This is a genomic window from Burkholderia diffusa, from assembly GCF_902499115.1.
In the GTDB taxonomy this organism is placed as follows: domain Bacteria; phylum Pseudomonadota; class Gammaproteobacteria; order Burkholderiales; family Burkholderiaceae; genus Burkholderia; species Burkholderia diffusa.
In genome coordinates this window covers 214,761-234,632 of the sequence record NZ_CABVPN010000001.1, presented here as the reverse complement: position 1 = coordinate 234,632, position 19,872 = coordinate 214,761, and the positions used below count along the sequence as shown (strand labels likewise).

The following is a 19,872-nucleotide window of genomic DNA, read 5'->3' as shown; positions in this document are numbered from 1 at the left end:
GGATGAGCGGCACGCGTGAGCGTGCGAACGTGCAGCCGCATCGCCGGCCGCACGGCGCTCACGCGCCGCCGCCGCGCGGTACCGGCACGCAATACGGATCGACCCACTGATTTCAATGCAGGAAGAGAACATGACGGACGTAGTGATCGTATCGGCCGCGCGGACCGCGGTCGGCAAATTCGGCGGTTCGCTCGCGAAGATCGCGGCACCGGAGCTGGGGGCGACGGTGATTCGCGCGGTGCTGGAGCGTTCGGGCGTGAAGCCCGAGCAGGTGAGCGAAGTGATCATGGGCCAGGTGCTGGCGGCGGGTTCGGGGCAGAACCCGGCGCGCCAATCGCTGATCAAGGCCGGCCTGCCGACCGCGGTGCCGGGCATGACGATCAACAAGGTGTGCGGCTCGGGCCTGAAGGCCGTGATGCTGGCGGCGAACGCGATCGTGGCGGGCGACGCGGACATCGTGATCGCGGGCGGCCAGGAAAACATGAGCGCGGCGCCGCACGTGCTGCCGGGCTCGCGCGACGGGTTCCGGATGGGCGACGCGAAGCTGGTCGACACGATGATCGTGGACGGCCTGTGGGACGTGTACAACCAGTACCACATGGGCATCACGGCGGAGAACGTCGCGAAGGAATACGGGATCACGCGCGAGGAGCAGGACGCGTTCGCGGCGCTGTCGCAGAACAAGGCGGAAGCCGCGCAGAAGGCCGGGCGCTTCGATGCGGAGATCGTGCCGGTGTCGATTCCGCAGCGCAAGGGCGAGCCGCTGCAGTTCGCGACTGACGAGTTCGTGCGTCACGGCGTGACGGCGGAATCGCTGGCGGGGCTGAAGCCGGCGTTCTCGAAGGACGGCTCGGTGACGGCGGCGAACGCGTCGGGGCTGAATGATGGCGCGGCGGCGGTGCTGGTGATGTCGGCGCAGAAGGCGGCAGCGCTGGGCCTGACGCCGCTTGCGCGGATCAAGGCATACGCGAACGCGGGCGTGGATCCGAGCGTGATGGGCATGGGTCCGGTGCCGGCCTCGCGCCGTTGCCTGGAGCGTGCGGGCTGGACGCCGGGCGACCTGGACCTGATGGAAATCAACGAGGCATTCGCGGCGCAGGCGCTGGCGGTGCACAAGCAGATGGGCTGGGACACGTCGAAGGTGAACGTGAACGGCGGGGCGATCGCGATCGGTCACCCGATCGGCGCGTCGGGCTGCCGGATCCTGGTGACGCTGCTGCACGAGATGGTCAAGCGCGATGCGAAGCGCGGGCTGGCGTCGCTGTGCATCGGTGGCGGGATGGGCGTCGCGCTCGCGGTCGAACGCGGTTGAGCAGGGTCTGACGATATTGCACGCGGACGGCGCCGGCCGGTGCCGCCCGCGTGCGCAGCAACCTTCGCGCGGAACAAGCAACCAACAACAAGCGTGATGTACCGGTGCGCCGCGCCCGCCTTGCGGGTGCCAGCGCATCGCAGCGGTGGGGCGGCAGCATGTGCCATGCCGTCGCTCCGCATCATTGACTACCTTTTTGTCGGTAACTTATAGGATGACTAAGCGAATTGCAGTTGTGACTGGTGGAATGGGCGGCCTCGGCGAAGCGATCAGCATCCGGTTGAACGATGCGGGCCACCGGGTCGTCGTCACGTATTCGCCGAACAACGCGGGCGCCGATCGCTGGCTGACGGAAATGCATGCGGCCGGCCGCGAATTCCATGCGTATCCGGTGGACGTGGCCGACCACGATTCGTGCCAGCAGTGCATCGACACGATCGTGCGGGACGTCGGCCCGGTCGACATCCTGGTGAACAACGCGGGCATCACGCGCGACATGACGCTGCGCAAGCTCGACAAGGTCAACTGGGATGCGGTGATCCGCACCAACCTCGATTCCGTGTTCAACATGACGAAGCCGGTCTGCGACGGCATGGTCGAGCGCGGCTGGGGACGCATTGTCAACATCTCGTCGGTCAACGGCTCGAAGGGCTCGGTCGGCCAGACCAACTACGCGGCCGCGAAGGCCGGCATGCACGGCTTCACGAAATCGCTCGCGCTCGAGATCGCGCGCAAGGGCGTGACGGTGAATACGGTATCGCCGGGCTACCTCGCGACGAAGATGGTGACGGCGATCCCGCAGGACATCCTCGATACGAAGATCCTTCCGCAGATTCCGGCGGGACGGCTCGGTCAACCCGAGGAAGTCGCGGCGCTGATCGCGTATCTGTGCTCGGAGGAGGCCGGCTTCGTGACGGGCTCCAACATCGCGATCAACGGCGGCCAGCACATGCACTGACGTGCGGCGGCCCGGGCGGCGTTCGCGCGCGCCCGGGCCGTGCTTCCGCTGTATCCAGCGCCGGGATGGCGCGGCATGCGCGCGGTGACGGATCACGGACGCAGGTTCGCCGCGCATGCGGCGGGCCGTGTGCGCCCGCGTTCCGACTACCGCGGCGCGGCACGCGCGCCGCCCCGGCCTCGCATTCTGGAGGAGGCATGGGTGACACCTGGATGGGACTCGCGATCGGCGGCTCGGCACTGGCCGTCGCGCTGACGATGGCGATCGCGCTTCACTGGCTCGAGCGGCGCCGTGCGCGGCGGCTGCGCAACTTCGATCCTCTCGATTGCTGGCTCGTCGCGTATGGCAAGCGACTCGCGCGCGGGCCGGCGCGTCGCACGCGTAGCGGCGCGCGCTGACGGCGGCGGTGCGGCAACGGCGCGTTCACGCGTCGTGCCGCATCGCGCGCGTTCGTGTGCGGTACGCGGAACGCCCGCGGTCAATCGCTGCTTTTCGCCGAACCTTCGCCCGAATCGTTCTTGTGGAAGATCCGCTTCGTCGTGCGCTTGGTGGCATCCCAGCCCTCGCGCGACGCGTGCGCGATGCCGTGGCCGACCGTCTTCGCGGCGCTCGCGGTTGCGTGGCCGAAGCTTCGCGCGGCCTCGCCGGTCTTGTGCGCAGCTTCTTTCGAATCGCGCTTGATGTCCTGCTTCACTTCCGACATGTCCGCGTGCGCGATCGGGCTGATCAACGCGAGAACGAACGCGGTGCAAATGAACTGACGTGCTTTCACGACCTGGTTTCCTTGGGGCTAGTCATCGAGGGTCCGCGCCGCCGGCAGGCGGCGGAACGAATACGCCGGCCGCCGATGCATCGAGCATCACCGCGGCGCGGCCGCCGAGCAGCACGCGCTCGCCGCAGCGCAGCGTGAAGCCGTACAGCACGGAGCGGTCGTCGCCGCCGATGCGCTCGGCGTCGACGATCAGCGGCAGCTCGAACGTGTCGAGCCGATCGACGAACGCGTCGACGTTGCGCACGCTCGCCAGATAGCCGGCGCGCGGCCGCGCAGGTTCCGTTTGCGCGTGTTGCGTACCGACCAGCGCGCCATGCACGGCCATCGCCTGTGCCGCGTATTCGATTCCGCAGACCGATGCGAGCCGGCCGTGCGAGCGAAGCGGGTTGTGCGGATCGCGATGGCTCGTCGCGCTGCAGCGGATCCGCACGGCATCCCATGCTTCGACGCGATCGAGCAAGCACATCGCGCCTTCGTGCGGAATGTGCGCGGCGATCCATGCGCGATCGAGCGTTGCCGTCGTCAGCGCGGGCGTCGGCGTCGTCATTGCGCGTGCTCCGCCGCGGGATTCGCCAGCGCGATATCGACCTGCACGCGTGTATCGTCCAGATAGTCGAGCACGACGCTCGCCGTGTGCCAAGCCGCGAGCGCGTCGAGCAGCGGCAGTGCGCGCGCGGCCGGATTGCCGGTGCGCAGCGCGTCGAGTTCGGGGTTCGCGAGCGTCGTCGCCGGCGCGTCGGTGAGCCGCACGTCGATGCGCGCGAGCGTGCGTTCGCTCGCGTCGGGCACGAGCACGAGCGCGACGCCGAATGCGTCCACGATCGGTCGCACCGCACGCAGCGGCTCCGGATAGTCGGTGTCGTAGGCGATCAGCAGGCTCGGCACATGATCGACCGCGACCTGGCACAGGCTCTCCAGCAAGCCCGCGGCAAAGCTGCCGTCGTGAGCGCACAGCACGTTCGACGTCGCCATCGCGCGGGTCGCGATGCTCCAGTAGCCGGCCGGCGCGTTGTGCACGGAGTTGTGAAAGCGGGTGGGCGACAGGTGGCGATCGTCGCCGGCGAGGGTCTCGCAGATCGCGTGGCAGTTCTGACCGTCGCCGCCGGACGCGCTGAACACGGTCGCGAGCGTGGCGGCATCGCGCCCGCTCGCGGCTGCCGCCTCGAGGCCGACCGCAAGCGCGACGCGCACGACGGGGCCGGTGCGGCGGCGTTCCGCCGGCGGCAGGCTGGCGGGAGGCGGCAGCACGGTGCGCGCGCTCGCATAGGCCGCGCGGCCCGCGAGCACGTCGGCCGCGTGCGGCCAGTCGTTCAATCCCGGCCCGACGAGGCCGACACTTTCGATGAAGGCGGTGAGGGTCATGTCGGCTCCCGGCGGCGGGCATGCTCGGCGCGGCCGAGGATCAGGCTGCAGTTCGTGCCGCCGAATCCGAACGAATTCGACAGGACCGCACGCACGCGCGCCGCGCGGCTCGCGAGCACGTAGTCGGTGGCCAGCGCCCGGTCGGGCTGCGTCGTGTTGACGCCGGCCGGCACGAACTGCTCGCGCAGCGCGATCGCGGCGACGACCGCTTCGAGCGCGCCGGCCGCACCGAGCGTGTGCCCGGTCGCCCCCTTCGTCGAGCTGCACGGCGTGCGCGCGAGCAGCGCGCCGACGGCGCGGCTTTCGGCGGCATCGTTGCTGGGCGTCGCGGTGCCGTGCAGGTTCACGTAGTCGATGTCGCCTGCCGCGAGGCCGGCCGACGCGAGTGCCTGTTCGATCGCGATGCGCGCGCCGAGCCCTTCCGGATGCGGCGACGACATGTGATGCGCATCGCTCGATTCGCCGATGCCGAGCAGCAGGATCGCGTCGTCGTCGAGCGCGGCGCGTGTATCCGGCACGCGTTCGAGCAGCGCGAACGCAGCCGCTTCGCCGATCGAGATGCCGTCGCGCGCGACGTCGAACGGCCGGCACGGCCTGCGCGACAGCAGTTCGAGCGAATTGAAGCCGTACAGCGTCGTCAGGCACAGCGAATCGACGCCGCCGACGACGGCCGCATCGATCAGCCCCGCTTCGATCATCCGGCGCGCGGAGCCGAATACCTTCGCGCCGGACGAACACGCTGACGAGATCGCCATCGCCGGCCCGCGCAGCGCGAAATACGCGCGCACGAACGCGGCCGGCGAATACGGGTTGTGCGTGTGCGCATAGCGGAACCCTGCGGGCAGCGCGCCGCTCGCCGGATCGCGTTGCGCGTACGCGCGTTCGGTCTCGAGGATGCCGGACGTGCTCGTGCCGATGAACACGCCGACGCGCGCGGCGCCATGGCGCGATACGGCCGCCGCGACGCGTGCGTCGAAGCCGTCCTGGACGAGGCCGAGTTGTGCGAGGCGGTTGTTGCGGCAGTCGAAGTCGGCCAGATCCGTGCGCACGGGATGCGCATCGACGCCGTCCACCGCGCCGATCCAGGTGTCGAGATCGGCGCGTTCGAAGTCGCACGGCGTGAGCCCGCCGCGTGCATTGCGCAGCGCGTCGAGGGTCGCATCGAGGCCGCTGCCGATGCAACTGGTGGCGGTGAAGTGCGAGAGCAGGAGAGGTTTCACGAGGGTCGTATCCGGTGGCCGGAACGGGCGCCGCAGCAGGGCTGGCGGGCGCGCCGGGCAGGGTCAGATTTTATCAAACGGGGGGGCCGGCGTGCCGGGCTGGGCGGGCGATTCGGGCGCGAGCGCGGCGCGCAGCGTGGTCCACTGCAACTGCGCATCGGCGGCGGCGCGCAGCAGCGCCGGCAGCACGTCGACCACGACCGGTTCGCCGCGCGCGTCGCGTGCCGCGTGGCCGTCGTGCACGAGCAGGATGTCGCGCGGCGCCAGACCGTCGAGCAGGCGCCGCGTGACGATGTCCGCGTCGCTCGCGCGCGTGTCGAAGCCGCGGCGCGTCCAGCTGGCGAGCTGCAGGCCGAGCTCGCACAGCACCGGCTCGAGAAATGGATTGCGCAGGCCGGCCGGCGCGCGGAAGAAGCGCGGGCGCGTGCCGGCGATCTCGGTCAGCGTCTGCTGCGCGGCCGCGATCTCGCGCCGCAGCGCGGCGGGCCCCGACAGCGAGAACGTATGCCGGTGCCGCTGGCTGTGGTTCTCGACCGCATGGCCGCGCGCGACGATCGCTTCGATCCACCGCGGATGGCGGCGCGCGAGATCGCCGATGCAGAAGAACGTCGCGCGCGCATCGTGACGATCTAGCAGGTCGAGCACACGCGGCGTGACGTCGGGGTCCGGGCCGTCGTCGATCGTCAGCGCAATCCGGCGGCCGGCGCCCGCCGGCAGGCGCGTCCAGTTCGGTCCGAGCAGCGCGCTGCGCGGCCACAGGCCGGCGGCAGTCAGCGCGAGATGCGACGCGACCACGCCGCCGGCTGCCCACGGCCATGCAGCCGGTTGCGCGACGACGGCCGCGAGCGCGCCCGCGTGCAGCGCCGCCGTGCCCGCGATCAGCGGCGTCGGTTTCCAGCGGCGCACATCGCCGGGCTGCCGCGGTGGAACGGACGACGGCGCATTCATGCGCGGGCTCCTGTCAGGTTGGGACGAGCGCTGCTCGTCGCTGCGGCGCGTGGCGCGAGAATCGCGGCGAACGCGAGCGCGAGCATCGCGCCAGGGCCGACGGTCAGCCCGAAGGTTTCGAGCAGCGGCACGCGCGACATCGCGAGCAGGCCGAAGCCGGCCACCGTCGCGAGGTTCGCGATCAGCAGCGACACGAGCGTATGCGGCGTGACCGGTTGTGCGTCGTCGCGCTTGTTGAAGAACAGCGCATAGTTCGAGCCGACCGCGACGATCAGCAGCATACCGACGAGATGCAGGATGGTCAGCGGCACGCCGGCGAGCGCGAAGCCGGCCGTCACCACCAGCACGGCCGCGACCAGCGGCGCGAGCGCGCGCACGACGCGACGTGGCGAGCGCAGCGCGATCAGCAGCAGCACGGCGATCGCCGCGAAACCCGCGAGCGACAGCCGGATGTCCTCGTGCACGTAGTTCACGTACAGGCGGTCGGCCTCGGCCTTCATGTCGACGAACAGCGCATCCGGCACGCCGGCGCGCGCGACCGCCCCGCGGATCGACGCGGCGTCGAGCGCCGGCGTGGCCGGCGACGCGGTACGTGCGGCATCAGGCGCGCGCAGCGGCAACATCGCGCTCCAGCGGCCCGCGCGCTCGGTCAGCAGCGCGTCGACGGCGAGCGCCATCGACGTGCCGCGCAGGTCCGCGCGCGTGATCGGCGGCGCGCGGCGTGCGGTCTCGACATCGGCGATGAACGGTGCGAACAGCTCGGGCCGGACCGAGATCGGCTGGTTCGCGACGGCCGCACGCATGCGCGTGGCAAGCACGTCCGCGTCCGGCAGGCTCGCCTGGCGCGCGCGCTGCGCGGCTTCGCTCGGCAGATAGCGCGCGGGACTTTCGAAGCCCGCGAGCGTGCCGCGATCGACGAGCGGCTGCAATTGCGCGGCGACCTGTTCCGCGCGTTCGAGCGCGGCCTGTTCGGTCGGCGCGGAAATCATGACGAGGTAGCGCACGTCCGGCGCGCCGACATCGGCGCGCAGGCGTGCGTCGAGTGCCTGCGCGCGGGCGGGAACGGGGCTCAGCGCTGCAAGCTCGCGGCTCCACAGGCCGTCGCGATGCAACACGAGCGTCGCGCACGCGGCGAGCACGAGCACGGCGAGCGGCCAGCGCAGCCGCGGCGCCGCGGCGGCCGCACGCGCGAGCACCGCGCCGACGCGCGACACGTCGCGAATCGCGACGTGCTCGCCGCGCAGGTGAGGCAGCACGAAGCGCGTGACGAGCGCGGCGGCCGTCAACCCGGCGATCGAGTACATCCCGAGCTGCACGAGGCCCGGAAAACCGGAGAACAGCATCGACGCAAAGCCGCACACGGACGTCAGCACGCCGAGCCTGATCGTCGGCCAGTACGCGGCGACCCATGCGCGCGTCGCGTCGGCAGGCCGCGCGGTGCCGCGCGCGCCGACCTGCGCCGATTGCACGAACAGGTAGATCGAATAGTCGACGGCTTCGCCGATCAGTGTCGTGCCGAAGCCGAGCGTCAGCCCGTGGACCGTGCCGAACACGATGCTGACCGCCGCGATGCCGGCCGCGATGCCTGTCAGCACCGGCAGCAGCCCCAGCGCGAGCGTGCGCGGCGAGCGGTACAGCGTCATCAGCAGCGCGACGATCAGCACGACGCTCGCCGTCGACAGCCGCTCGACGTCGTGCCGGATCGTGTCGCGCGTGTCGACCGAGAACACGCCGGGGCCGGTCATCGCGAGCGTGTACGCGGCGCGGTTCGACAGCGTCCGCGTCGCGGCGGAGAACGCGTGGCGCACCGCGTCGATCGCGCGCGCCTGCGCGTCGGTGTCGGAGCCGGCGGCGGCCGTCTGCACGACCAGCACCGCGCGCGTGCCGTCGCGCGACGTCCACACGCCATCGCGCATCGCGGGCTGCGCGCCGCTGTCGAGCTGGTCGACGAGCGCGGTCACTTCGCCGGTCGGGTCGCGCGGCAACATCGCCTTCGCGACGAGGCCCGCCGACGAGCTCAGCAGGTCGAGGCTGTCGCCGAGCGCCTGGTGCAGGCCGCCCGCGCTGAAGCGTTGCGGCGAGACGGCCGGGCTCAGCAGATAACGATGGTCGAACACGAACTGCCGGTCTTGCACGTCGTTGACCGCTTCGCCGTTGTTGATCGCCGAGAATTGCCGGTCGGCGCGCAGCGTGCCGGCGACGCGCCGCGACAGCGCGGCGCGCGTGGCCGCATCGCCGCCGTCGATCGCGACGAGGATCAGCCGCGACACGATGCCGTCACGCAGTTGATCGACGAGCACGCGCTGCCCGGCGCTCGGCGCGCTCGGCAGGAATGCGGACAGGTCAGCCGTGAAATTCGCACGGGCGATCGCGATCCCGCATGCGACGAGCGCAACCAGCCACACGAGCACGGCGCGCTGCCGCCACGCGGACGGGCGATGCGCGACGGGGGCGGTCGGCCGGGTGCGCTCGTCCATCACTTCGCCGGGACGGGTTGCAGGCGCATCGTCGAATGGTCGCCGTCGGCCTGCCGGATCGCGACGCTGCGCAACTCGTCGCGCGAGCCCTCGAGCGTGATCGTGCTGACGACCTTCAGCATCCGCGAATCGAGCGGCGTGAGCATCAGCGTCCAGTCGTCGCCGCGACCGGCGAGTGCGACCTTGTAGACCTGCTCGAGCGCGTAACGATTGCCGGCGAGCGTCGCGCGGATGCTGTCGATGAACGCGCCGAGTTCCGGATAGCGCGCGAGCGCGAGCGTGTACTTGCGGTTGTTGCGCTCGACGGTGAGCATGTCGCCGTCGACGACGAGATGTTCGGGCTTCGGGCTCAGCGTGTGCTTCTCGAGGTGGTCGGGCGCGACGAACACGAGCTCGCCCGACGATTCGAGCGGTTGCGCGGCGATCGATAGCGTCTTCGTCTCGATGAACGTTGCGCGTCCGGACTTGTGCTGCGCGAGCGTCGACATCAGCCGGTCGAGGGTCCACGCCGAACCGGTGTCGGCCGCGTGCGCGGGCAGCGCGAGCGCGACGGCGGCCGTGATGGCGAACGTGCGCGCCGAGCGGCGCAGCGCGGGCGCGGACGGTAGCGGGAACAGCGACAGGAAGCGGAGAACGGCGGTCATGCGTCGGAATCCCTCGTGGCGGACAGGTTGGCGCACGCGCGCGCATCGTCGCGGCGCGCGGCGGCCGTGCCGGTCTGCCAGAAATCGAAATAGTTGAACCAGTTGTACGGGGCCGTGCGGCAATACCTGTCGAGCAGCGCGACGTAGCGCGCGAGCGCCGCGTCGACGGCCGCCGCGCGCGCGTCGCGGCGCACGTCGGAGAAATCGGCGAGCGTCTCGAAGTGCACGTCATAGCGGTTGCCGTCGCGATAGAGGCCCGTCATGAACAGCACCGGGCGCCGCAGCATCGCGGCCATGTACAGCGGCCCGAGCGGGAACGAGGCCGGTGCGCCGAGCAGCGGCAGCCGCCGCATCGAGGTTGCTGCATCGTCGAGCAGCGTGCGGTCGGCGAGCATGCCGACCATGCAGTTCGCGTCGAGACGCTCGCGCACCTTCAGCATCGAGTCGACCTGCCCGAGCGGAATCACGTCCGGTTTCGCGGCCGGGTTCACGGCGGCGAGCGTCGCGTTGATCTTGCGCGCGTTCTCTTCGAACATCGTGACGACGACGCGCAGGTCCGGACGCGTGCGGCCGATCGCGCGCACGACTTCGAAGCTGCCGAGGTGCGCGCCCATCAGGAATGCGCCGCGCCCGCCGGCGAGCGCATCGTCGACCCGCGTTTCGCCATGCAGCCGGATGTCGAACAGGTCGAAGCGGCCGTTCATCAGGTAGACGCGGTCGTGGATCGTCGCCGCGAACGTGAACACGTGCCGGTACACGTCGCGCCAGCGCGCTGGACGGCCGAGCACGCGGCGCAGATAGTCGCGTGACGCCGAGCAGGCGGCCGGCGAGAACAGCACGAAATAGGTCGCGATGGCATGCAGCACGACACGCGACGGCCGCCGGCCGAACCGCAGCGAGATCCAGGTCATCGCGCGCAGCAACGCCGCGTTGCTGCGTTCCTGGCGCTCGGCCCATGCGGTGCGCTTCATGGCCGTGCACCCTCCGGCGCGGCGGCCGGTGCGGACAGCACGCCGGTGGCGACGTCGCGTGCGCCGGCGCACAGCGTGAAGCGGATCGCGCCGCCGGCCGCTGCATCGAACGCGAGATCGAGCGGCTCGCCGGGCGCGACCGGGCTCAGGAATTTCGCGGAAGCCAGCCGCCACGTGTGCAGCGGGCGGTTCAGCGACGCACCGAGCGCGGCGATCGCGTGATCGAGCAGCACGACGCCCGGCACGATCGGATGACCGGGGAAATGACCGGGCAGCGCCGGGTGATCGGCGGGAATCGTGAACGCGAGCGGCGCAGCCGTCACGGCGCGCTCGTCCGCTTCGGCCGCTGCGGCCCGCGTGTGCCGTGCGACGAGCGCGGCGAGCACGTCGCGCGGCAGCTTGCCCGTTTCGTTGCGCGGCAAAGCGTCGACGAACACGAGCGGACGCGGCATGAACGCGGGATCGATCCGTTCGCGTAGCGCGCGCTGCAGGTCGGCCGCGGCGAGTGTCGGCGCGACCACGAGCGCGACGAGCCGCGTGACCGGTTCGCGGGTCGCATCGGCATCGGCCGGCGTGGCGTCGTCCGGCATGAAGAACACGCCGTCGACGACGTCGGCGATCGCGTTCAATTGGTGATTCAGATACGCGAGCGACGTGCGTTTGCCCGCGATGTTGACGAGGTCTGCCTTGCGGCCGTGCAGCAGGAACCGGCCGTCGCCGAGCAGTTCGAGCGCATCGCCCATCGGCACGGGGGTTTCGACGTGTCCGCCCGACGCCCACACGGTCGGACCGCTGTCGTCGCCTGCGGTGTCGCGGCCCGGCGCATCATGTGCCGGGCGTGCGTCGAGGCGGATGCCGGGGAACAGCTGCCACGTCGCGCCTTGCGACGTGCGGCGCGTCGCGATCTGGCCGGTCTCGGTGCTGCCGTAGATCTCGACGAGCGGCGCATCGAGCGCGGCCTCGGCTTCGCACGCGAGCTTTTCCGACAGCGGCGCGGTGGCGGACAGCACGAGCGCGGCCGGCGGCAGCGCATGGCCGGCCGACAGCAGTGCGCGCAGGTGAATCGGCGACGTGACGAGCACGCGCGGCTGCGGGATCGCGGCGAGTTCGTCGCGAATGTCGACGGGGTAGAACGGCTGGCGGTTGCTGAACGCGAGGCCGCCGATCAGTGCGAGCAGCACCGTCGACTCGAAGCCGTACATGTGTTGCGCGGGCACGGTGCCGATCAGCGTGGCCGCGCGGCCGTCGAGCAGGCCGAGGCGGTCGGCCGCCGCGCGCACGCAGCCGACCAGGAAGCCCCAGGTCTTGCGATGCGGTACCGGCGCGCCGGTCGAGCCCGACGTGAACACGTACGCCATGATTCGCGACGCGTCGATCTGCGGCACCACGCACGGCGCGTCGTCGGGGAGGTCGACGGGTGCGGCGTCCGGATAGGCGAAGCGCGGCAGGTCGATCGTGCAGTCCGGCGCGTCGTGCAGGCAGAACGCGTCCGGTGCGAACGACGCGAGCTGGCGCACCATCTCCGGCGTGTGTGTCGACGGCAGCAGGCTGATCCTGCCGGTGACGAGCGCCGCGCACAGGCTGACGGCGAAGCGGTAGCGATCGCGGCACACGTTGAACACGTGGCCGCCGGCGGGCAGCGCGGCGGCCACGCGCGCGACGTCGGCGACGAACGCGCGCACGCTGACGGGCGTGCCGTCGCGCCAGGCAATCACCTGGTCCGGCGAGGAATGGAACACCAGCGGGTAAGTCGGCATAAATCGGCGAAAGCGGGAGACGGTCACCGGCGCGGCCGCGATGCGGCGCCGCGCCGGTCATGAATTCATCGTGACGGCTGCGTCGACGCGCGGTACGCGCGCACCGCGTCGATCATCCTCGGCCGTGCGTCGTGCGGCAGTGCGAAGCGCCGGCACGCATGCTCGGCGGCGAACATCACCGCGACGAGCGGCAGCGACAGGTAGTTCGCGAACGTCGACCATGCGACGATCGGCGCGGTCGCGAACAGCAGCGTCGACACGGCGGCGATCGCGACGAAGAACAGCGTCCATGCGAACGTGATGCGCCGCGTGTAGATCGCGACGGCCGGCGTGATCGTGCCGTGGATCATGGTCGCGAAGCGCGTGCACAGCGGCACCTGGCCGGCCGCGAGCGTGCGGCCGAACAGCAGCGCCAGCGCGAGGTTGAAGCTCGCGTGCTCCAGATACAGGCCCCATTCGAAATGGCGCGCGAGCGGAATGCGCGCGGCCCACAGCGCGGCCGCGGCGAGCAGCCATGCGGGCACCAGCCATCCACGCCTCGGCGAGCGCAATGCCGCGCCGAGCGCGAGCAGCAGCGGCGGCACGAGCGCCATCGCGAGGCCGAAGCCGTGCGCGCCGGGAGTCGTGGCCGCGTAGTGCGCGCCGATCTGGTACGCCGCCACCGCGGCGACCGCGCCGACGCCGCGTGCGATGCCGAGCGGCGAGGTCATCGCGGCGCTCCGGGCGCGCGGCGCGTGCGCGCATTGCTGTCGTCCGTCGCGGCGCGGCGGCGGACGGGCGGGCAAACCGGGGCGAGACGAATGGACGGGCGCGGCATGGCTGCTGGAAACATCGGACGGATCGCGGCCGGACGCATTCGTCGGGCCGTCAAACATCATATGAATGGCGGCCGGGACGCGTGTCCGGGCCGGCTGTCGTGCATGCACATTTTAGGGCCGCGGCGCGGCGGTTCGAGGTCGACGCAGCCGGGTTTTGTAACCGAATGTATGGCAGCGCACTGAACCTTTCGCGGCGGCGATTCATTTCCGCCCGAAGCGGCTCAAGCGTCTGCTGCGATCGGGGCCCGAAACCGGCCGCGGCGGGGGCCTTCAGTCTGTAACCAATCCCCGTATACGTGCCGATACCCATCGTCTAGAATCCGCGTAACTTTTACAAACGACCCCCAATAACGCAGGCGGGGAAGCCGGCAGACGCCGGAGGGACGGAGATTCGCGCGCGCTTCGCACGCGCCGGGCGTGCACGACGATTGCCGTTTCCGGGTGCCTCCCGCTGCCATGGGCCGCCTGCCCGCAAGCATGATGAACGCACTGGAACAAGAGCTCGCCACGCTGATCATCGGCGAACTGAATCTCGAAGACGTCCCGCTCGAAACGGTGACGGCCGGGACCCCGCTGTATGGCGAGGGCTTCGGGCTCGACTCCATCGACATCCTGGAAATCGCGCTGCTGATCTCGAAGAAATACGGCTTCGAGCTGCGCTCGGACAATCCGGACAACCAGAAGATCTTCGCGACGCTCGGCGCGCTCGCCGAGTACGTCGCCGCGCATCGCACCAAGTGACGGCGGCGCGCGCGAACGCGACGCGGCACGCAGACGACGACGGCACGCGGAGGCGGTCGCTGGACGAACCACGGCCGCGTCGATCGAGAGGAAACGCCATGAACGGAGCAATGCGATGCGGGCGCTCGTAACGGGTGGCAGCGGCGCACTCGGGCAGGCGATCTGCGCGGCGCTCGCGCAGGCCGGCCACGAAGTCTGGGTGCACGCGAACCGGAATCTCGCGCAGGCGGAGGCGGTCGCGCAGCAGATCGTCGCGGCCGGCGGCACCGCGCATGCGATTGCATTCGACGTGACCGACGCCGATGCGACGCTCGCCGCGCTCGCGCCGTTCATCGACGACGCACCGGTGCAGATCCTCGTCAACAACGCGGGCATTCACGACGACGCCCCGATGGCCGGCATGTCGCGCCGGCAGTGGCATAGCGTGATCGACGTGACGCTCAACGGTTTTTTCAACGTGACGCAGCCGTTGCTGCTGCCGATGATCCGCACGCGGCGCGGCAGGATCGTCAACATCGCGTCGGTCGCCGGCGTGACCGGCAACCGCGGGCAGGTCAACTACGCGGCCGCGAAGGCGGGGCTGATCGGCGCGACGAAGTCGCTGTCGCTGGAGCTCGCGTCGCGCGGCATCACGGTGAATGCGGTCGCGCCCGGCATTATCGAATCGCCGATGGCCGACCCTGCATTTCCCGCCGAACGGATCAAGCAGCTCGTGCCGGTGCAACGCGCGGGCCGGCCCGACGAAGTCGCGGCGATGGTCGCGTATCTGGTATCCGATGCGGCCGCTTATGTGACGGGACAAGTGTTGTCCGTCAACGGCGGGCTCGCATGACGACGCGCGCGGCGTCGGCCTGACGCGAAGCAACGGCGCGCAACGCGGCGCGTGGCCACGACGCCGCGAGCCCGCACCGCATAGTGAGGAAATCGAAGTGTCAGTGTATCCAGTCGACGCCGAACGGCGAGCGTGTTCCCCGTCGTCCGCCACGACCGCGGTCGCCAGCGAATACACGACAGGCGGAGCCGTCGCATCGCGGGCGGGCATCTCGCCCGCCGCGAACGGCGGCAACCGCGCGCTGCGACTCGTCCAGATCGATCATGCGCGGCTGGCTGCGCTGCTGCACGCTGCGCGGCAGCGGGGCGACGCATTCGACCACGTGTTTCCCGGTGCGCTCGGTGCGGTCTGCATCGGTGCGGCCGGAGCGCCGACCGACGCGATGGCCAGCATGCTTGCCGCCGCCGCGCCCGACCTGCCGAGCGCACCGGTGCAGATGGCGCTGCTCGACACCGGCGGCCACGCACGCCCCGGTGCGGTCTGCGAAATCTGGCAGTGCGACGCGCCCGATCTGCGCAGCGAGCGACGCGGCGCACTGCAGTATCGCTACAGCGAAACGGCGGGGCTCGTGTTCGGCAGCATCGTCGTGCAGGAAGAGCAGGAAGCGGCCGATGCGGATCGCGACGGCGGCACGCCGCTCGAGCGCGCGACATACGATGCATACCGCGCGCTGTTCGACGTGCTCGATGCGCTCGGCATTGCGCATCCGCTGCGAATCTGGAATACCGTGCCCGCGATCAACGCGCTGCAGTTCGGGATCGAGCGCTATCGTCAGTTCAATATCGGCAGGCAGCGCGCGTTCGACGCGTGCCGTCGCGCGCTGACGGGCAGCGTGCCGGCGGCCTGCGCGCTTGGCTCGGTCGTGCCCGTCACGGGCGACACGCCGCCGGCCGCGCCGCTCGCGATCCATTTCATCGCGACCCGCACGCCGGCCGATCCGGTCGAGAACCCGCGCCAGGTCAGCGCGTATCACTACCCGGCGGAGTACGGCCCGCGTGCGCCGACGTTCGCGCGCGCGGCCGCGTGGCCGGGCGACGATGCCGCGCCGTTGCTGTTCGTGTCGGGCACCGCCAGCATCGTCGGGCATCGCACCGTGCATCGTGGCGACATCGTCGCGCAAACACGCGAGACGATCGCGAACCTGGCCGCCGTGCTCGAGCAGGCCGCGCGACAGGGGCACGGCCCGTTCGCGCTCGCCGACCTGAACTACCGCGTCTACGTGCGCGACGCCGGCGATGCCGTGGCGCTCGCCGCGATCGAACGCGCGCTGCGCGATGCGGCGGGCTCCGGCGTGCGGCCGTTGTTCGTCCACGCGGACGTGTGCCGCGACGATCTGCTGGTCGAGATCGAAGCGAGCGCCGGCCATCCGCTGGAGCACCTGTCGTGAAGCGCGCGGGCCTGTCGCTGCGCGAAGGCGGCGTCGACGAAGCCTGTCGGCAGTCGCCTGCAGGTCATAAACTTTTGTCAGGATCCTCGTCTTCGCAATCGGCCGTTCCCATGTTCAAGCTGCACGCCTCGTCCACCCATCTCGTACTGATTCCGAGCTACAACCCGGGCGTCAAGGTCGACACGACCGTGCGCAACGCCCGCGCGCAGTGGAACCCGGTGTGGGTCGTCGTCGACGGCAGCACCGACGGCAGCGCCGAGCGGCTGCAGGCGATGGCCGAGCGCGACCCCGGGCTGCGAGTGATCGTGCTGCCGGAGAACCGCGGCAAGGGCGCCGCGGTGCTGGCCGGGCTCGACGCGGCGGCCGCAAGCGGCTTCACGCACGTGCTGACGATGGACTCCGACGGCCAGCATCCGGCCGACCTGATTCCCGAATTCATGGCCGCGTCGCAGGCGGCGCCGGATGCGATGGTGCTGGGCCTGCCGAAGTTCGACGCGAGCGCGCCGCAGCTGCGCGTGCAGGGCCGGCGGCTGTCGAACGGATGGGCCGACCTCGAGACGCTATGGGCCGGGATCGGCGATTCGCTGTACGGCTTCCGCGTGTACCCCGTCGCTCCGCTCGCCGCGATCATGCATCGCCAGCCGTGGATGCGCGGTTTCGACTTCGATCCGGAAGCCGCCGTGCGGCTGTGCTGGGCGGGGGTTCGACCGATCCGCATCGAAGCGCCGGTGCGCTACTTCGGCGCGCACGAGGGCGGCGTGTCGCATTTCCACTATGGCCGCGACAACGCGCTGCTCGCGTGGATGCACCTGCGGCTCTTCGCCGGTTTTGTGGTGCGGCTGCCGATGCTGGTCGCGCGGCGGCTCACGCGCCGGTCGCGTTCGACGTTCAGCCGGTCATCCGGTCACGGCGATTGATGACGTGATTGCTATCAAATGGCTTGGCAATCGCGCCGCTCGTTTCGAATTGGTGAGTAATCAAGCTGTCATTTGATGTAAACGTCTGGTAATTTTCTGCCGGATTATGCAAAATCCCCGCTTCCAAATACAACTACCGAGGGATCCGGGATGCATATCAAGAAAGCGGCGGCAGCGTGTGGCATGGCGTTCCTGTTGAGCGCATGCGGCGGCGTGCAGAATCTCGACGCGAACAGCCTGACGTCGGCGGGGACCAGCCTGTTCAAGGCGGCGACGCTGTCGGACACCGACATCGCGGCGCTGTCGAACGACTCGTGCAAGGCGAGCGATGCCGAATCGAAGATCGCCGCGCCGAACAGCGCGTACTCGAAGCGCCTGACGAAGGTGATGAAGGGCTTCGGCGACATGACGCTGAACGGCCAGAAAATCAACTACAAGGTCTACGTGACCAAGGACGTCAACGCGTGGGCGATGGGCAACGGCTGCGTGCGCGTGTACAGCGGCCTGATGGACATGATGAACGACGACGAACTGCGCGGTGTGATCGGTCATGAAATGGGCCACGTCGCGCTGGGTCACTCGAAGAAGGCGATGCAGACCGCCTACGCGGTCAGCGCGGCCCGCACCGCGGCCGGTGCGGCATCGCCGGGCGTCGCGGCCCTGACGAGCTCGCAGCTCGGCGACATCACCGAGAAGTTCATCAACGCGCAATTCTCGCAGACGCAGGAAAGCGCGGCCGACGACTACTCGTTCGACCTGATGAAGCAGAAGAACATGAACCAGAAGGGCCTCGTCACCGCGTTCCAGAAGCTTGCGCAGCTCGATGGCGGCAAGAGCTCGATGATGAGCTCGCACCCGTCGTCGGCTAGCCGTGCGCAGCACATCCAGGATCGCATCGCGAAGGGCAGCTGATCGCCGCCCGGGGCGCCGGCCGCGTTCGGCGCCCGGGATGAACGAAACCCCACGCTCTTGCGGGCGTGGGGTTTTTGTTTTTCGGGGAACCGGAACAGAGCCGTGCCTCTTGCTTACGGCACCATCCCCGGCAGCACGTAGGCCTGCACGAGCGTGATCAGGCCGACGATCACCGCGAACAACAGGCTGTGGCGCACCGTGAAGCGGAACAGCTCCGATTCCTTGCCGACGAGGCCGGTCGCCGCGCATGCCACCGCGATCGACTGCGGCGAGATCATCTTCGCGGTCACGCCGCCCGTGGTGTTCGCGGCGACCGCGAGCGTCTCGGGCACGCCGAGCTGATGGGCCGTGGCTTGCTGCAGCGAGCAGAAGAGGGCGTTCGACGACGTGTCCGAGCCGGTCAGGAACACGCCGAGCCAGCCGAGGAACGGCGAGAAGAACGGGAACGCGGCGCCGGTCGCGGCCAGCATCAGCGCGAGCGTCGACGACATCCCCGAGTAATTCGCGACGAATGCGAACGCGAGCACGAGGCCGATCGACAGGATCGGGCGCGTGAGTTCCTTCAGCGTCTCGCCGAACGTGACGAGCGCGTCGCGCGGCTTCATCCGCAACAGCGCCATCGAGATCAGCGCGGTCACGAGGATCGCGCTGCCCACCGCCGACACCAGATCGATCTTCAGCACGGCGTCGAGCGCCTTCGGCGTCGCGGCGATCGGCGCGGTCTTCACGACGAGCTGGTCGAGCCCTGCCACATGGAACTTCAGCACGGTCGACGCGAGCGCGCCGTGCGCGGCGAACAGCGCCTTGAACGGCGCGATGCTCCACACCGTGACGACGGCCGTCAGGATCAGGAACGGCGACCACGCGCGGACGGTCTGTACGAGCGTGTACGGCGACGCCTGCCGGCTCGTGCCGGTGCCGCTAGCGCCGAACCTGCCCGCGCCGAACCCGGCCAGCGCCGCGCCGCCGCCGGACGAGACGACGCCGCCGGCCGGCTGCTGCGCGGTGCGCGGCTGCCACACCTTCAGGAACGTCGCGAGCGCGACGAGGCTGACGAGCGACGACGTGATGTCCGGCAGCTCGGGTCCGATGTGGTTCGACGTGAAGTACTGCGTGAGCGCGAAGCTGCCGCCCGCGACGAGCGCGGCCGGCCAGGTCTGCCGCACGCCGCGCAGCCCGTCCATCATGAACACGAGCCAGAACGGCACCGCGAGCGACAGCAGCGGCAGCTGGCGGCCGGCCATCGCGCCGATGTGGAACGGGTCGATGCCCGTCACCTGCCCGGCGACGATGATCGGGATGCCCATCGCGCCGAACGCGACCGGTGCGGTGTTTGCAATCAGACACAGTCCGGCCGCATGCAGCGGCTTGAAGCCGAGGCCGACGAGCAGCGCGGCCGTGATCGCGACGGGCGCGCCGAAGCCTGCCGCGCCTTCGAGGAACGCGCCGAACGAGAAGCCGATCAGCAGCATCTGCAGGCGCTGGTCGTCGGTGATCGACAGCACGGACGCGCGGATGATGTCGAACTGGCCGGTCTTCACGACGATCTTGTACAGGAACACGGCCGCGACGATGATCCACGCGATCGGCCACAGGCCGTACGCGAAGCCGAAGCCGGCGGCCGCGAGTGCCTGCGGCACGGGCATGCCGTAAGCGAGGATCGCGACGCCGAGCGCCAGCAGCAGCGTGATCGCGGCCGCGACGTGGCCCTTCATCCGCAACGCGGCGAGCGCGACGAAAAAGAAGATGATCGGGATCGCGGCGACGAACGCCGACAGCCCGAGGCTGCCGAGCGGGGTGTAGATCTGATGCCAAACCTGCATGGTTGTCTCCTCCATGGATTT

19 protein-coding genes are annotated in these 19,872 nt (G+C 70.1%); 8 read left to right on the top strand and 11 right to left on the bottom strand.

The features are described 5' to 3' along the window. Nucleotides 1–130 precede the first annotated feature (130 nt). The 3 genes from BTE28158_RS01085 (at nt 131) to BTE28158_RS01075 (ending at nt 2,668) form a co-directional block, all read left to right on the top strand. A complete protein-coding gene (locus tag BTE28158_RS01085; protein WP_108064745.1) occupies nt 131–1,312 on the top strand; it encodes an acetyl-CoA C-acetyltransferase in 1,182 nt (393 codons plus the stop codon). Nucleotides 1,313–1,526: 214 nt separating this feature from the next. Continuing rightward, nucleotides 1,527–2,270 (top strand): acetoacetyl-CoA reductase, encoded by a 744-nt coding sequence (gene phbB / locus BTE28158_RS01080; RefSeq protein WP_124900901.1) that lies wholly within the window; start codon nt 1,527–1,529, stop codon nt 2,268–2,270. A 197-nt stretch (nt 2,271–2,467) separates the two neighbouring features. Then, entirely contained in the window at nt 2,468–2,668 is a 201-nt protein-coding gene (locus BTE28158_RS01075; RefSeq protein ID WP_151052546.1) for a hypothetical protein, read from the top strand. 80 nt (nt 2,669–2,748) lie between these two features. On the opposite strand, the gene BTE28158_RS01070 is transcribed toward BTE28158_RS01075, so the two are convergent. The 10 genes from BTE28158_RS01070 to BTE28158_RS01025 form a co-directional block, all read right to left on the bottom strand. Further along, entirely contained in the window at nt 2,749–3,042 is a 294-nt protein-coding gene (locus BTE28158_RS01070; RefSeq protein ID WP_059447900.1) for a hypothetical protein, read from the bottom strand. A 22-nt stretch (nt 3,043–3,064) separates the two neighbouring features. Next, a complete protein-coding gene (locus BTE28158_RS01065; protein WP_151052544.1) occupies nt 3,065–3,589 on the bottom strand; it encodes a hotdog family protein in 525 nt (174 codons plus the stop codon). Beyond that, entirely contained in the window at nt 3,586–4,404 is an 819-nt protein-coding gene (locus tag BTE28158_RS01060) for a beta-ketoacyl synthase chain length factor (protein ID WP_174919621.1), read from the bottom strand. The genes BTE28158_RS01065 and BTE28158_RS01060 overlap by 4 nt, the downstream gene beginning before the upstream one ends. Continuing rightward, nucleotides 4,401–5,624, bottom strand: a complete 1,224-nt coding sequence (locus BTE28158_RS01055) for a beta-ketoacyl-[acyl-carrier-protein] synthase family protein (protein WP_151052703.1) — start codon at nt 5,622–5,624, stop codon at nt 4,401–4,403. Before BTE28158_RS01055 ends, BTE28158_RS01060 begins: the two co-directional genes overlap by 4 nt. Before the next feature lie 63 nt (nt 5,625–5,687). Beyond that, a complete protein-coding gene (locus BTE28158_RS01050) occupies nt 5,688–6,572 on the bottom strand; it encodes a polysaccharide deacetylase family protein (protein ID WP_174919620.1) in 885 nt (294 codons plus the stop codon). Continuing rightward, nucleotides 6,569–9,049 carry an MMPL family transporter gene (locus BTE28158_RS01045; RefSeq protein WP_174919618.1) on the bottom strand — a complete coding sequence of 827 codons (2,481 nt, stop codon included), beginning with the start codon at nt 9,047–9,049 and terminating at the stop codon, nt 6,569–6,571. The genes BTE28158_RS01050 and BTE28158_RS01045 overlap by 4 nt, the downstream gene beginning before the upstream one ends. Continuing rightward, nucleotides 9,049–9,693, bottom strand: coding sequence for a LolA-related protein (locus tag BTE28158_RS01040; protein ID WP_124621261.1), 645 nt, complete (start codon nt 9,691–9,693; stop codon nt 9,049–9,051). The genes BTE28158_RS01045 and BTE28158_RS01040 overlap by 1 nt, the downstream gene beginning before the upstream one ends. Further along, complete coding sequence (locus BTE28158_RS01035) at nt 9,690–10,664, bottom strand: lysophospholipid acyltransferase family protein (protein ID WP_151052338.1); 975 nt, start codon at nt 10,662–10,664, stop codon at nt 9,690–9,692. The genes BTE28158_RS01040 and BTE28158_RS01035 overlap by 4 nt, the downstream gene beginning before the upstream one ends. Further along, complete coding sequence (locus BTE28158_RS01030) at nt 10,661–12,421, bottom strand: AMP-binding protein (RefSeq protein ID WP_151052336.1); 1,761 nt, start codon at nt 12,419–12,421, stop codon at nt 10,661–10,663. The genes BTE28158_RS01035 and BTE28158_RS01030 overlap by 4 nt, the downstream gene beginning before the upstream one ends. A 65-nt stretch (nt 12,422–12,486) precedes the next feature. Beyond that, the gene (locus BTE28158_RS01025; protein WP_174919616.1) at nt 12,487–13,131 is read right to left on the bottom strand and encodes a COG4648 family protein; all 645 of its coding nucleotides are present in this window, start codon (nt 13,129–13,131) and stop codon (nt 12,487–12,489) included. Between the two features lie 564 nt (nt 13,132–13,695). On the opposite strand from BTE28158_RS01025, the gene BTE28158_RS01020 reads away from it, so the two are divergent. The 5 genes from BTE28158_RS01020 (at nt 13,696) to loiP (ending at nt 18,028) form a co-directional block, all read left to right on the top strand. Further along, on the top strand, nt 13,696–13,980 hold the full coding sequence (locus tag BTE28158_RS01020; protein ID WP_082722004.1) for a phosphopantetheine-binding protein: 285 nt from the start codon (nt 13,696–13,698) through the stop codon (nt 13,978–13,980). Nucleotides 13,981–14,095: 115 nt separating this feature from the next. Next, entirely contained in the window at nt 14,096–14,812 is a 717-nt protein-coding gene (fabG, locus tag BTE28158_RS01015) for a 3-oxoacyl-ACP reductase FabG (RefSeq protein ID WP_124621271.1), read from the top strand. Nucleotides 14,813–14,909: 97 nt separating this feature from the next. Next, nucleotides 14,910–16,199, top strand: coding sequence for a chorismate transformation FkbO/Hyg5 family protein (locus BTE28158_RS01010; protein ID WP_151051633.1), 1,290 nt, complete (start codon nt 14,910–14,912; stop codon nt 16,197–16,199). A 110-nt stretch (nt 16,200–16,309) separates the two neighbouring features. Next, the gene (locus BTE28158_RS01005) at nt 16,310–17,116 is read left to right on the top strand and encodes a glycosyltransferase family 2 protein (RefSeq protein ID WP_059607714.1); all 807 of its coding nucleotides are present in this window, start codon (nt 16,310–16,312) and stop codon (nt 17,114–17,116) included. Between the two features lie 150 nt (nt 17,117–17,266). Then, nucleotides 17,267–18,028: a metalloprotease LoiP gene (gene loiP, locus BTE28158_RS01000; RefSeq protein ID WP_059607712.1), complete on the top strand. Its 762-nt coding sequence runs from the start codon at nt 17,267–17,269 to the stop codon at nt 18,026–18,028. 113 nt (nt 18,029–18,141) lie between these two features. Here loiP and BTE28158_RS00995 read toward each other — a convergent pair whose 3' ends face one another. After that, the gene (locus BTE28158_RS00995) at nt 18,142–19,851 is read right to left on the bottom strand and encodes a lactate permease LctP family transporter (RefSeq protein WP_151051635.1); all 1,710 of its coding nucleotides are present in this window, start codon (nt 19,849–19,851) and stop codon (nt 18,142–18,144) included. Between the last annotated feature and the right edge of the window lie 21 nt (nt 19,852–19,872).

Excerpts from the sequence above, each read along its gene's own strand:
- BTE28158_RS01085 (WP_108064745.1), top strand. The coding sequence starts at position 131 with ATGACGGACGTAGTGATCGTATCGGCCGCGCGGACCGCGGTCGGCAAA.
- phbB (WP_124900901.1), top strand. The coding sequence starts at position 1,527 with ATGACTAAGCGAATTGCAGTTGTGACTGGTGGAATGGGCGGCCTCGGC.
- BTE28158_RS01075 (WP_151052546.1), top strand. The coding sequence starts at position 2,468 with ATGGGTGACACCTGGATGGGACTCGCGATCGGCGGCTCGGCACTGGCC.
- BTE28158_RS01065 (WP_151052544.1), bottom strand. The coding sequence starts at position 3,589 with ATGACGACGCCGACGCCCGCGCTGACGACGGCAACGCTCGATCGCGCA.
- BTE28158_RS01060 (WP_174919621.1), bottom strand. The coding sequence starts at position 4,404 with ATGACCCTCACCGCCTTCATCGAAAGTGTCGGCCTCGTCGGGCCGGGA.
- BTE28158_RS01050 (WP_174919620.1), bottom strand. The coding sequence starts at position 6,572 with ATGAATGCGCCGTCGTCCGTTCCACCGCGGCAGCCCGGCGATGTGCGC.
- BTE28158_RS01045 (WP_174919618.1), bottom strand. The coding sequence starts at position 9,049 with ATGGACGAGCGCACCCGGCCGACCGCCCCCGTCGCGCATCGCCCGTCC.
- BTE28158_RS01040 (WP_124621261.1), bottom strand. The coding sequence starts at position 9,693 with ATGACCGCCGTTCTCCGCTTCCTGTCGCTGTTCCCGCTACCGTCCGCG.
- BTE28158_RS01035 (WP_151052338.1), bottom strand. The coding sequence starts at position 10,664 with ATGAAGCGCACCGCATGGGCCGAGCGCCAGGAACGCAGCAACGCGGCG.
- BTE28158_RS01030 (WP_151052336.1), bottom strand. The coding sequence starts at position 12,421 with ATGCCGACTTACCCGCTGGTGTTCCATTCCTCGCCGGACCAGGTGATT.
- BTE28158_RS01025 (WP_174919616.1), bottom strand. The coding sequence starts at position 13,131 with ATGACCTCGCCGCTCGGCATCGCACGCGGCGTCGGCGCGGTCGCCGCG.
- BTE28158_RS01020 (WP_082722004.1), top strand. The coding sequence starts at position 13,696 with ATGGGCCGCCTGCCCGCAAGCATGATGAACGCACTGGAACAAGAGCTC.
- fabG (WP_124621271.1), top strand. The coding sequence starts at position 14,096 with ATGCGGGCGCTCGTAACGGGTGGCAGCGGCGCACTCGGGCAGGCGATC.
- BTE28158_RS01005 (WP_059607714.1), top strand. The coding sequence starts at position 16,310 with ATGTTCAAGCTGCACGCCTCGTCCACCCATCTCGTACTGATTCCGAGC.
- loiP (WP_059607712.1), top strand. The coding sequence starts at position 17,267 with ATGCATATCAAGAAAGCGGCGGCAGCGTGTGGCATGGCGTTCCTGTTG.
- BTE28158_RS00995 (WP_151051635.1), bottom strand. The coding sequence starts at position 19,851 with ATGCAGGTTTGGCATCAGATCTACACCCCGCTCGGCAGCCTCGGGCTG.